The sequence below is a fragment of the Rhodococcus sp. SB1D genome, assembly GCF_048573875.1.
Lineage (GTDB): Bacteria > Actinomycetota > Actinomycetes > Mycobacteriales > Mycobacteriaceae > Rhodococcus_F > Rhodococcus_F qingshengii.
On the sequence record NZ_JBMAIQ010000002.1, the window covers coordinates 82,444 to 94,749 of the forward strand.

General features: G+C 62.6%; 11 protein-coding genes and 1 pseudogene. 7 read left to right on the forward strand and 5 right to left on the reverse strand.

What is annotated here, in order from left to right:
• Nucleotides 1-56: 56 nt before the first annotated feature.
• Nucleotides 57-1,595, forward strand: coding sequence for an APC family permease (locus tag ACN50D_RS05890; protein WP_042447105.1), 1,539 nt, complete (start codon nt 57-59; stop codon nt 1,593-1,595).
• Nucleotides 1,592-2,377, forward strand: a complete 786-nt coding sequence (locus ACN50D_RS05895) for an IclR family transcriptional regulator (protein ID WP_211921020.1) — start codon at nt 1,592-1,594, stop codon at nt 2,375-2,377. Before ACN50D_RS05890 ends, ACN50D_RS05895 begins: the two co-directional genes overlap by 4 nt.
• Nucleotides 2,378-2,379: 2 nt before the next feature.
• On the opposite strand, the gene ACN50D_RS05900 is transcribed toward ACN50D_RS05895, so the two are convergent.
• The 4 genes and pseudogenes from ACN50D_RS05900 to ACN50D_RS05915 all read right to left on the reverse strand — a co-directional run bounded on the left by ACN50D_RS05900 (nt 2,380) and on the right by ACN50D_RS05915 (nt 6,488).
• Nucleotides 2,380-3,702, reverse strand: a complete 1,323-nt coding sequence (locus ACN50D_RS05900) for a bifunctional adenosylcobinamide kinase/adenosylcobinamide-phosphate guanylyltransferase (protein ID WP_211921018.1) — start codon at nt 3,700-3,702, stop codon at nt 2,380-2,382.
• A pseudogene (locus ACN50D_RS05905) lies at nt 3,702-4,490 on the reverse strand (ABC transporter ATP-binding protein). The gene ACN50D_RS05900 and the pseudogene ACN50D_RS05905 overlap by 1 nt, the downstream one beginning before the upstream one ends.
• Nucleotides 4,487-5,521 (reverse strand): FecCD family ABC transporter permease, encoded by a 1,035-nt coding sequence (locus ACN50D_RS05910; protein ID WP_019745569.1) that lies wholly within the window; start codon nt 5,519-5,521, stop codon nt 4,487-4,489. Before ACN50D_RS05910 ends, ACN50D_RS05905 begins: the two are co-directional and overlap by 4 nt.
• Before the next feature lie 7 nt (nt 5,522-5,528).
• On the reverse strand, nt 5,529-6,488 hold the full coding sequence (locus ACN50D_RS05915; RefSeq protein ID WP_003940083.1) for an ABC transporter substrate-binding protein: 960 nt from the start codon (nt 6,486-6,488) through the stop codon (nt 5,529-5,531).
• Nucleotides 6,489-6,796: 308 nt separating this feature from the next.
• Between ACN50D_RS05915 and ACN50D_RS05920 the strand changes: the two genes are divergently transcribed.
• From ACN50D_RS05920 to ACN50D_RS05930, 3 genes are read left to right on the forward strand one after another with little or no spacing between them, the layout of a single operon-like run.
• The gene (locus tag ACN50D_RS05920; RefSeq protein WP_003939899.1) at nt 6,797-7,213 is read left to right on the forward strand and encodes a GntR family transcriptional regulator; all 417 of its coding nucleotides are present in this window, start codon (nt 6,797-6,799) and stop codon (nt 7,211-7,213) included.
• On the forward strand, nt 7,210-8,079 hold the full coding sequence (locus ACN50D_RS05925; RefSeq protein ID WP_050657035.1) for an ABC transporter ATP-binding protein: 870 nt from the start codon (nt 7,210-7,212) through the stop codon (nt 8,077-8,079). The genes ACN50D_RS05920 and ACN50D_RS05925 overlap by 4 nt, the downstream gene beginning before the upstream one ends.
• Nucleotides 8,076-9,134, forward strand: coding sequence for an ABC transporter permease (locus ACN50D_RS05930; RefSeq protein ID WP_249342811.1), 1,059 nt, complete (start codon nt 8,076-8,078; stop codon nt 9,132-9,134). The genes ACN50D_RS05925 and ACN50D_RS05930 overlap by 4 nt, the downstream gene beginning before the upstream one ends.
• A 1-nt stretch (nt 9,135) precedes the next feature.
• Here ACN50D_RS05930 and ACN50D_RS05935 read toward each other — a convergent pair whose 3' ends face one another.
• A complete protein-coding gene (locus tag ACN50D_RS05935; protein ID WP_211921016.1) occupies nt 9,136-9,777 on the reverse strand; it encodes a DUF4232 domain-containing protein in 642 nt (213 codons plus the stop codon).
• Between the two features lie 191 nt (nt 9,778-9,968).
• Here ACN50D_RS05935 and ACN50D_RS05940 point away from each other — a divergent pair, with 191 nt between their 5' ends.
• Together ACN50D_RS05940 and ACN50D_RS05945 are read left to right on the forward strand one after the other, a co-directional pair.
• Entirely contained in the window at nt 9,969-10,814 is an 846-nt protein-coding gene (locus tag ACN50D_RS05940; protein WP_047271960.1) for an alpha/beta hydrolase, read from the forward strand.
• A gap of 25 nt (nt 10,815-10,839) precedes the next feature.
• Entirely contained in the window at nt 10,840-11,913 is a 1,074-nt protein-coding gene (locus ACN50D_RS05945; protein ID WP_007729922.1) for a VIT1/CCC1 transporter family protein, read from the forward strand.
• The last annotated feature ends 393 nt before the right edge of the window (nt 11,914-12,306 follow it).

Below are 12,306 nucleotides of genomic sequence, written 5' to 3' on the forward strand. Positions count from 1 at the left end.
CCGAATTCTGACAATTCGCTCGTAGGTTCGGGCCTGGACGCGACGGACGGTGACACATGGCCGTGAGTGCGGCACTGCGTGCGGCGATCACGCGAGCGCAGAATGCGGATCAACACAGTGAGCCCGTGTTCTCCCCGCTCCGTGGTCTCGGACGAGGACGTCTGACCCCGATCGACCTGTTGGGGCAATCACTTTCCACGATCGCTCCGGCAACGGGAATGGTGTTCATCGCCCTGTGGATGATCACCTACAGTCCCGGCTACGTCGGGTTGGCTGCGATTGCTGCGACAACTTCGGCGGTGTTTCTCGTTGCGTTCTGCATCACTCAGTTCACGCGGAGACTGGCCGCAGCAGGATCGTTGTACAGCTTCGTCTTCCAAGGCTCCGGTATCCGGGCGACACTGACGGCGGGTGCCGCACTGGTACTCGGGTATCTCGGAATCTCGGTTTCGGTTTTCTCGCAGGCAGTTCCGAGTCTGCTCGATACCATCGCCATTGTCGGCCCCGACGTGCGAGGGCCTGCCGCGACGGTGATCACGACGGTGGCGATTGCCCTGGCCGTCGCGTGGATTGCAGTGCGAGGCGTCCGGTTCGCCACCCGAGCGATCCTGGTCGTCGAAGCGTGCTCGTTGATTCTCATCGTCGTGGTCATGCTGGCGACGCACAGTGACACGACAACTGCTGTTGCCCTGCCGAATCCGTCGCTGAGTGCAGTTCCGTTTCTCGCGATGCTGACGGTGCTCAGCATGGCGGGCTTCGAAAGCTCGGCCTTCTTCGGCCCGGAAGCGAAACGACCACTCATCAGCGTCACACGCACGGTTCTCATTTCGCCGATCATCTGCGGGGTCCTCTTCGTTTTTGCGGCCTGGGCGGCGATGACCGGCCACGGCGCAACGATCGTCGGAGCGTACTTCGAAGGAACGGCATCCGGAGCCAGCGCGGAAGTGGTTCTGGCAGTCAAGATCGGAATGACGTGTTCCTGGTTCGCATCCACTCTCGGTTGTGCGCAGGCGGGTTCGCGGTTGTTGTACTCGATGGGGATCGAACGGGTACTGCCTGCGCCGCTCGCTCGCGTACACAGACGGTTCCGCACCCCGTACGTTGCGGTACTTGCGTTCGTCGCGGTAAGTGCGGCGGGCGTATTCATCTATTCGGATACGGTTCGCGACGATTCGGGATCCTTCGACGGCGTGGTGGAGACCGCGTTGGTCTGCGCTTACACGCTGGTGGCCTTTGCTTCGTGGAAGTTCTTGCGCCGAATCGGGGAACATACGTCGCTGACCCGGATATGCACCCTGTCCGTGAGTACCGCCGGTGCTGGTCTACTGGTCTACATCGTTCTCGACGGTGCGGTTCACGGGATGTGGGCACTGCCGATCGCTGCTCTTGCTGTTGCGGTGTCGGGGACAGTGTGGAGTGCATTGCTCCGTAGAGCCAGACCTGAAAGCCTTCTGATGGTTGGCGCTTTCGACAGCGTCGAGACGGCGGACCTGTTGCCCGGTGCGGGCACTCTGCTGATCGACGGTGACGGGCGAAGGCGACTCGTTCCGGATCGTGGGACCGCCGAGGGTGACTCGCCGGAGCATGGGCGGTGACCGCGGACCGTGCAACCGCTGGTCCACGATCAGGCAAACAGATCGGCGACGAGACCCACTTCAGTGGACAACAACCGCGTGCGGTCCAGAAGGCGCTGGGGATGCTCGAGGCGGTGGCTCATCTGGGACCGGGAACAACCGCGAAGGAGATCGCCACTTTTGCAGGCGTTCCATCGGCCACGGCGTACCGGATGCTGAATCTGCTGGTGGCGGAGGGCTTTCTCGTGCGGGTGCCGGACCTGTCAGGGTTCGCGTTGGGGCGTCGGACTGCCGAGCTCTCGCATGCGGCGTCGTCGAGTGGTCCGGCGCCCACGCTGCACGAGCGCGTCGAGGACATGCGGACACACACGAGGTTCGGATTGCACGTCGCGTCATTCGCCGGTGGGCGCTTGAGGTTCGTCGACAAGGATCCGGACCACGAGATCATCGGAATAGCGGCACTGCCGAAGAACCTTCACGCGAATGCGCTGGGGAAGGTGTTGTTGGCGCACGACGAGCGGTTGCTGCCGGGCTTGGACCTACGCCGGGTCACGGAGTTCACGATCGGTGACTTCGATATTTTGTCTGAACAGCTGAGGTCTGTTCGCCGGCAGGGATTTGCGTTCGAGGATCAGGAGTGTCGCCTGGGTCGATCCGCGGTCGCAGTACCGGTTCGGGATCACGCGGACCAGGTGGCCGGCGGGTTGTGCGTCCAGGGCGCGAGCGGACGAGTGACTGAAGGCGATCGAGAGTTGGTCGGCTTTCTATTCGATTGTGCGCGCCAGCTCACCGGATTGCTCTGACGTCACCCGCGCAGGTGCTGGGGGAGTCCGGCGGTCATCAGAACCACCGACTCGGATGCAGCGGCGACGCGGCTGTTCAGCAGACCGAGCAGATCACGGAACAGTCTCCCGGACTTCGTGTCCGGGACCACACCGCTTCCGACCTCGTTGGTAACGGCGACAATCGGTACCGGACAGGCGGCCCAGGCGTCGGCCAAGACGTCGATATCTGCGTGGACGGCGCTGAGATCTTCTGTGGTCCATGCCTGATGTCGGTCCAGGCGCGCGGTCAACCACGTGCCGAGGCAGTCGATCAGGATCGGTGTTGTTGCGCCTGAAAGAATTTCGGCCACCTCGGAGGTCTCTACCGTCGTCCACGTCGACGGCCTCCGCGCGCGATGCGACGCAATTCGTTCGATCCAGTCGGGATCGTCGTCCAGCGGATCCCCGGTGGCGATGTACGTGACGTGCCGGTAGCCGGCAAGCAGGCCCTCCGCGTAAGTGGACTTGCCCGAGCGGGCGCCACCGGTGACCAGAGTTCGATGGCTCTGTCCTACCCCGATCTCGAGCACAGCTCCATCCGGAACCGCTCGCGCCCCTGACACACGAAGTGCTTCCGAGAGTTCGTTTTCGACGGGGTTGTGGTGCCCGAGGTGTACGGCGACCACATCGGTTCGATCGGTGATCGCGTCGCAGTTGCGGAGCCGCAACACCGTCTCCGCGAAACTCGACAGATCGTGGTGCCCGGTGCCGTGGTCGGTCTTGTGGCCGAAGGTCTCTTCGAGAAAGACGGCGTCGAAACGCGCGTCGGCAAGGGCGTCGACAGTGGATTCGGGCAGAGGCCCGGTGTCGGTGGCCCAGAAGATTCGGGTTCCGGATGCGTCGGTGATGTCGTAGAGAAGGGTGGGTACTTCGTGTTCGGCTTCGAGTGCGCGAACACGATAGGTGCCCAACATGATCGACTGGCCGGTCTCGAGCGGTGTGAAGGTCACCGGGTCATCCGGGCCTACCCAGTCTCGGCAGAGATCGAGCGCGTCGGGTGGTCCGAGAACCTGTAGTGGTTCGGTGCGCGAGGCCCAGGACCGGAACAGCAATGCCATCGGGCCGAGGTGATCGGGATGAGAATGCGTCAACAGGATGTGTTCGACGTGTGCCAGCGTGCGACCGAATCGCGACGCGGCACGCGGTACTTCGGGTCCACAGTCCAACAGGATTCTGTTGTCCACCAGGGCGGCAGTGTGCCCGCGGATGGTTTCACTCGACAGGGCGGCCAGGCAGGAAGGGCAGGTACAGAACGGGTTCGGCCAACCGTCGGCAGCACCGGTGCCGAGCATCACCAATTCCATCAGCGGGTGCCTTCCTGCCGAATCGGAACAACTATGGGACCGCTGGGCCGGTCCAGGATTTCGACCCGAGCGCCGTACACGCGGCCGAGGAGGTCTGCCTCCAGCACCGATGAGGGAGTGCCGTCGGCAACGACGCTGCCCTTGTCCAGCAACACGATTCGTCGACCGTACTGACCCGCGAGAGTGAGGTCGTGCATCGCGGCGATGACCGTGATGTTGTCGGCTTCACGCAGTTCCTCCACCAAGTCGAGAACCTGCTGCTGGTGACCGATGTCGAGGGCGCTGGTGGGTTCGTCCAGGAGCAGTACCTGCGGCTCTTGAGCCAGTGCCCGAGCCAGGACCACGCGTTGCAATTCGCCGCCGGAAAGTTCGGTGGCTCGTCGATCTGCGAACTCGGTGAGGTCGAGCCTTTCGATCACCGAAGTGATCACCGAACGATCTGTGGCGGTTTCGGTTCCGAATCGTCGTAGATACGGAGTACGGCCGAGCGCTACCAGTTCCTTGACCGTTGAGCCCTCGGGTACTACCGGACGCTGAGGCATCAACGCGACGACGGCGGACATCGCCTAGCGGCTGGAATTGCGAGGACTCAGTCCCCCGACCGAGAGCTCACCGGTAGACGAAATCAATCCAGCGAGGGCATGCATCAAGGTTGTCTTGCCGGCGCCGTTCGGCCCGACCACGGCAACCCAATCGCCTGGTGTCACATCGAGATCGATGCCGTCGACGACGTCCTTGCCGCCGAGGTTGACTCGGAGGTCGCGGCACCGCACTGCGCTGTCGGTCATGCCGAGACCCGGCTGCGGCGCAGAACCAGAAGGAAGAACGGAGCGCCGATCATCGCGGTTACAACTCCGATGGGGAGTTCGGCCGGTGCCATGACCGTGCGGGCGGCAACGTCGGTGAGGACGAGAAACGCCGCTCCGAGCATGAGTGACAGGGGGAGAAGCAGCCGATGAGACGGGCCGACGACCAGTCGAACCGCATGGGGAACAACGATTCCGACAAAGCCGATGAGTCCACTTGCACTCACGACCGCGGCCGTTCCCAGAGTTGCGGCGAGCACCAGCACCAGGCGTGATCTGGCCGGGTCGACGCCGAGGCTGGCGGCTTCGACGTCACCTACGGCCATCACGTCGAGTACACGCCGGTGTACCAGGATGACGGCTGAGGCCAGCGCAACGTACGGCAGGACAACCAGAACTTCCGACCAACCGTCGGTGGACAGTCCGCCGAGTAGCCAGGAATAGACCTCGCGCAGTGAATCGTCGAACCGCTGCTGAACAAAAGTCTGCGCTGCATTCGTGAACGCTGCGACTGCGACACCGGCGAGGATGATGACTACCGCGTTCTGCGGCCCGCCAATGCTTCGACCGAGCGAATAAGTTGCGAACACTGCCAGCACACCACCGACGAAGGCGGCCATGGGAATTCCGAACATGCCCAGCGCTCCACCCGAAACGATGGCGAGGGTTGCGCCCAGTCCGGCTCCGCTGGAAACTCCGAGGAGATACGGATCCGCCAAGGGATTTCGGAACACGCCCTGGTAGGCGGCGCCGGCTACCGCCAACATTGCTCCGACCAACGCGCCCAGGACTACTCGCGGAAGCCGGATCTGCCAGAGAATCGCCTGCTGTGTTGCGGTGAGGCCGGAATCGAGGTGGATGCCGGGTATTCCGTCCAGAAGTTCGAGAATGGTCCGATCAGGCGTCAATCCGGCCGGCCCCACCAGAACACCGATCAGCAAGGCAGCGCACAGAATGAGCGCGGCGCCGAGCAGAACGGCGGTCCGATGTTGGGAGATACCGGCTTTGATCATCGAGTGCTCAGGCCGCGGGAACTTGGGCAACGATGGCCGCGACGGCCTTCACCTGGTCGGCGACACGAGGTCCCCAGCGGCTGGAGAGGTCTTCGTCGAGCACATGGATCTGGTTGCCGGTAACCGCTTTCATGCCGCTCCACCCGGGTCGAGCGGCGACGGATTCTGCTGTCACTCCACAGCATTGGGAGTCTGCGAGAAAGATGAGATCGGGATTGGCCTGTACCACGAATTCGGCGGACAACTGCGGATAGTCACCCTGCCCCGCGGCGTCGGCGATGCTCTTCATTCCGAACAGCGAGTAGATCTGCCCGACGAAGCTCGAACTCGTGACGGTGTAGAGCGAGGAGTCGAGTTCGTGGAAGTACGTCAGCGGCTGTTGGCGCGCAGGAACACTGGCGACAGCGGCGTCGATGTCCGAGCGCATGGTGTCGACAACTTCGGTGCCCTTGTCTTCGTGGCCGGTGGCCTTCGCGACGCGCTCGATTTGGGCGTAGACGTCGTCGATGCTCGTCGCTGCCGGTAGTAGGAGTGTCGGCACCTTCGCCTTTTGCAGTCCGGAGACAAGATCGTTCATGTCATCCGATGCGATCACCAGATCCGGTGCGTAGCCGAGGATGGCTTCGACGTTCGGTTGAAAGCCCGAGAGATCGGTGACCGGGATACCGGCCGGGTAGTCGGACTGATTGTCGACGGCCTTCACCTGATCGCCCGCGCCGACGGCCCACAGGGTCTCGGTGGCGCTGGGACTGAGTGACACGATCGACTGCGGACGTGACTCGATGGTGATGTCCGTGCCGGAATCCGTGGGACCGGAAACAACAGTCACCGGGAACGAGCCGTCCGAGGCCGCTGTGGTTGCGGGTGCATCGGACGTCGAGCTACTGCAGGCACCGGCAAGCAGTGCGGTGCTCACCGTCAGTGCTGCAAGTACAGATCTGAATTTACGTGTCGGCCGAGTACTCACAGCCACCCCTCCGCTAGTGGTGAAGGGTCGCGAGCAGCGCGGCCGCGAGGCGAAGCGCCACGAGCGGTCCTTCGTCCGAGAACCATCGTGTCGCCACGAGGCCGGTGACCTGACTCGTTCGCCTCGAGTAGTGACGGGCGAATTCACAGTTGCGTCGACAGTGCCGGGGTTTCACCGAACTTCACACGAGCAGCGTGGCACCCCGGTGAACCGGGGCATCTGCACTTTACAGGGGTCGTCTGGCTTGACCCGGGAGGTCAAGGCAGGGTAAATATCTATTCCACTAATGAACTAGTGAAAGGGTTCGGATGATCGACTTCCGTATCGACCGCCGATCCGGCATTCCCACTTACGTGCAATTGGTCCTTCAGGTGAAGCAGGCGCTCAGGCTCGGTGATCTCCAAGTCGGGGATCGGCTGCCCACAGCCAAGGACGTCGTGGGAGCGCTCGCGATCAACCCGAACACAGTCTTGAAGGCCTACAAGGAACTCGAGCGCGACGGGCTTGTTGCCCCGAGGCCCGGATTGGGCACGTTCGTCGTGAAGTCCCTGGCCAAGCCCGGTATGGCGGAAAGCTCTGCGCTACGGCGCGAGTTGGCCCGCTGGGTGGCAGATGCCGTGGCTGCTGGACTCGAGCGCACGGACATCGAAGCACTGGTGAGTTTGGAACTCGAGAAGACGTTCATCGAAACGGATCCGTCCGGAAAGCAGGGGGAGACATCATGACTGCGCAAGAATCGGCACTGACGATGCAGGACGTGGACAAGCGCTTCGGCAAGAAGAAGGTGCTCGACGCCTGCACTTTCGAGGTCGCGACAGGAAGCATCACTGCCCTGGTCGGGGTGAACGGAGCGGGCAAGTCCACACTGATGTCCTTGGCGGTCGGGTTGACGATGCCTGACCATGGTTCGATCTCCGTCCTGGGCAGCACGCCGGATCAGGACGGCATCTGTCCAGGCCTGTCGTACCTCGCTCAGCACAAGCCGCTGTATCCCAAATTCACTGTTGCAGAACTTCTTCGATTCGGCGCATATACCAACGACGAGTGGGATGCGAAGTACGCTCTGGATCTGGTGGAGCGCGCTGGAATTGCTCTCGATGCGAAGGCGAAAGCCCTGTCGCCAGGTCAACGAACCAGGGTTGCACTGGCTTTGGCACTCGGGCGCAGGCCGCAGTTGCTTCTACTCGACGAGCCTCTGGCAGATCTCGATCCGGTGGCACGGCGGTCTGTCGCGACCACTCTGCTCGAAGACGTTGCCGAGTACGGCACCACGGTTCTGTTGTCTTCACACATCGTCTCCGAATTGGCAGACGTCTCGGATCGACTTCTTCTGCTGGGCGGCGGAAACGCGAGATTGTCCGGTCCGTTGGATGAATTGATCTCTGCCCATTACGTATTGATCGGGGACGGCGACCCCTCGGACGTGGTCGGCGCCGGTGCGGTCATTCATACCGAGAAGGGGGTGCGGTCGAATTCTCACGTGGTGGAGGGAATCCGTCCGAGCCCTCGGGCCGGCTGGGTGATCGACGACGCAACTCTCGACGACGTGGTGCTCGGGCACCTGAGCGCAGAAACGATGGTGGCGGCATGATCTGGGTTACGTGGCGGCACCACCGGACATCGCTCGTTGTGTCATTGGGATTCATCGCAGCTTTGGCTATATCAGCGATAGTCGGCGGAATCGGAACTCGAAGTAGCTTGGGGGCAGAGGGCCGAGGAACGTACTTCGGGTGTGTCGGGGTCGGATGGGACTGCTGGGCGGATACCGCCGTTACCGGCGTGAACACGATCGCCGCCGCCTTACCGGTACTACTCGGGGCGCTGGTGGGCGCGACGGTATTCTCCCGCGACATCGATCAGCAAACACATGTTCTCGGTCTGACGCAGTCGGTGAGTCGAGCACGATGGTTCTGGATGCGAGTCGTTGTTGTCTTTCTTCCGCTCACTGCCGCAGCCGCGATCCTCGGTTTCATTCTCGAAGCCGCTCGGGTTGGATTCGAGAGTTGGAGTTATGTGGTCAACGTCGGACCCGTTCAGTCGTACGGAATGAGTTCGATGCTCTTCCCTCTGTTCAATTCCAGCGGAATTGTCTTGGGTGCATACACTTTCATGGCATTGGTCGCCGGAGCTGCGGTATCACTGCTGGTGCGATCACCCATCGCCGCGGTGGCCGTCACCTTGGTCGCCGTCGCAGGTTTGATGGTGGGATTTCAGAATCTGGCACGGCCGCACTATGCCGAGCCGACTGTGCTGACGCAAGGTATCGACCACGACACTTTCTACGCAACTTACGTCATGGACTCCTCGATGGCGTGGGTAATACGGAGTGGATACACCGATGCCAACGGGAAGCCGGTCGAGATCGACTATCAGGCGTGCACTACCGATACAGCCGGCAATGAATACGATCAGCGATCCGACGAGAGTGACGTGGATTTCTACGTTCGCCAGAAGGCATTCTTGGCCCAACTCGACGCCGAGTATCGTGCGTGTGTGCTCGCGCAGGGAGTGGACCACTACGAAACGTGGTACCACTCAGTCGACCAGGTCCGACGATTCCAGTTCACGGAAGCTGCACTCGTCCTGATCCTTTCAGGCCTGTTCCTCCTGCCGGCGCTCTGGGGTCTACGACGCCTCAAGCCGTGAATCAGCGGGCGACCGGCGCGACCGTCAGCTGGTTGATGTTCGCGCCGGTCATCGAGCAACCCTTGGTGGGATAGGCAAGGAAGACCGAATCGTAGCTGTTGGGCGGGTAAACCCTCAGTCCCGCAACGTCGGTCACGCCGCACTGATCTGCCGGGTAGTTCTCGACGTTCGTAGCTCGCACCAAAGACGTTGCGGCAGAGCCAGGGGCAAGGGAGACGAGTGAACCGGATCCGGAGCGGCCGGCTGCAGCACCCACTTCGCTTCCGGACGCTCCCGTGACATACGAGACGCCGGGGAAACCGTCGAGCGTGCACGTGCGGCCGCCCGTGTTGGTGAAGACCACCGGAAGCTCCACAGAACCGGCGGCGCCACTCGACTCGCCGAGGGTGACGTTCAGTTCCCCGATCGTGCAACCCTCGGGATTGGGTGCCGTCGAGGTTGTCGTTTGGGTGTGGTCGGTATGGGTCGTCGAAGGTGAAGCGGTGCCGGTCTGGGTCGTCGGCGCAGAGGCGGTCGTGGTTGAGGCGGGTGCCGGTGAACTCTCGGCCGTTCCCGTTTCATCCGAGCCGCAACCGCTGAGAAGAGCGAGAGCAGCAAGTGGAGCCGCCAACAAGCCGACGTTGCGCATGCGGTTGGGATTCATCGCTCTGTACTCCTCAAGTTGGTCGACAACTGGCCCCGGAACATCCGTGTCCGGTATATCCGAGTTTGAAGCCGGATGTGCAGAAACGAATCAGGCTCGCCGGTGATCAGGACCTACTTCCCGGATGGATTGCCGCTGCGGATCTAGCATGAGAAATGACCTGTCCGGATCGCGACCACCGGGAGTAGCGCATGTTCACCTTCACCAGCGACGACGGAGTGGTCATTCATGTCCACGAATGGCCCACCGAGCAGGAACCTCGAGGGGTTGTTCAACTCGCGCACGGTATGGGTGAGCACGCAAAACGCTACGCACACGTTGCCGAAGCCCTGAATGCTCGCGGTTTCCAGGTCTACGCGGCGGACCACCGCGGCCACGGTGAGAGCATGCACGCCGGCCCAGGCAACATCGGCGACGATGGCTGGAACCGCTTGGTGGCAGACATGGTGACCCTCACGGGCATCATCCGCGACAAACACCCCGGCCTGCCCGTCGTACTGCTCAGCCACAGCCTCGGTTCGTTCGCTTCGCAGCAGTACATCCTCGATCATTCGCACCTGATCGACGCCGTCGCACTGTCGGGGACCACCGCGGTCGATCAACTGATCGAGAGCCTCGTCAACGACGGCCCGGACGTCCTCGCCCAGTTCAATGCGGAATTCGAACCGGCCCGTACTCCGCACGACTGGCTCAGCCGTGACGAAGCGCAGGTGGATTTGTACATCAACGATCCGCTGTGCGGTTTCAGCCTGGACGACGCCGGCATGGGTGGACTTATCGCAGCGGGACCGAGGTTCGTCGACGTCGAGGGCGTGCGACAAGACCTTCCGATCCTGGTCTTCGTCGGCACCTCGGATCCTCTCAACGCCGCGCTGAGCCGTACCGACGTCGCAGTCGAACGGTACAACTCGGCGGGGATCGAAGACGTCACCTACTACACCTATCCGGGTGCCAGACACGAGATCTTCAACGAGACCAACCGCGACGACGTCATCAATGATCTGACGACGTGGATGGACCGCGTACTAGAAGCGTGACCGCCTCACCGGAAAGGGGAACACGATGTCCACAGTTCCGGCCGCACGACCCGATCCAGACCCGCGAGATGTCAAGCGCTGGAGACGATACCTCGCCGACGAACAAGCCGAGGCCGCCGTCTACCGAGACCTCGCGAGTAGGCGCAGCGGCGAGGAGCGCGAAATCCTTCTCGCACTGGCCGACGCGGAGGGGCGACACGAGGCGCACTGGCGAGCGCTACTCGGCGATCACGTCGGCAAACCACTTCGCGGCGATATCCGCACTCGGATACTGGGCTTTCTGGCCAGGCGCTTTGGCTCCGTCTTCGTGCTCGCTCTTGCACAGCGCGCGGAGACGCGATCCCCGTATCCCAACGACGCCGACGCGACTGCATCGATGGGCGCGGACGAGAAGATCCACGAAGAAGTGGTGCGGGCCTTGGCCACTCGGGGTCGGAACAGACTTTCGGGGACGTTTCGTGCCGCCGTCTTCGGAGCCAACGACGGCCTCGTCAGCAATCTCGCTCTCGTGCTCGGCATCAGCGGTAGCGGCGTCTCCAATCAGATCGTTCTGATCACCGGCATGGCCGGGCTTCTGGCCGGCGCCCTGTCGATGGGCGCCGGCGAGTACGTTTCAGTCCGCTCGCAGCGAGAGTTGTTGGAAGCGTCCAATCCTGGTCCGGCTGCCAGCGAAGCTGTCGGACTGCTCGACGTCGACGCGAACGAATTGGCCCTGGTCTACCGGGCCCGCGGCATGTCCGCCGAGGAAGCGGACCAGCGCGCCGCCGAGGTCCTCGCGAACAGCACCTTCGGCGCCGCCGACGTTGTCGACGACCATGAAGCTGTCGGAACCGGGTTGGGCGCAGCGGCGGCAAGTTTCTGCTTCTTCGCCTCGGGCGCAATCATTCCGGTGCTGCCGTATCTGTTCGGCCTGGAAGGCATGACGGCTCTGATCGTCGCATCTGTTCTCGTGGGGATCGCGTTGCTGACGACGGGCGTTGTGGTCGGGTTACTCTCGGGCGGGCCGCCATTCAAGCGGGCGCTACGCCAACTTGCGATCGGCTACGGCGCTGCCGGCGCGACGTATCTGCTCGGCATGTTGTTCGGGACTTCGCTCTGAGCGTCTGCTTACGCGCGTAGGGCGGGATCGCGGTGAGCCGAATCGATCCGAACCGGAATCAAGACCTCGCTCCGATACACCGTCGCTGCCGATAGACGACGGCACCGACCAGCTCGACCGAGCGAGGGCTGAGTGGGACCGCACCTCAATGCCTTTAACACACAACAGGGCGAACTACGCACAAACGGACCAGGGCCCCGGCAAAGTCATGAGTGATACCCGCTGGACTGGGACTTCAGGGCGAGATAGCAACCCCGATAAGACACGTCGATCGGGCGGGCACGGCCGTCTCGGTGATCATTCAAGTTCCTACACAACCGTCACAACCAGGAACGAGTCGTGCCCGCAGCCCCATCCATGCCCGAGTGCTCGACACCGGGATACTCGACGCAC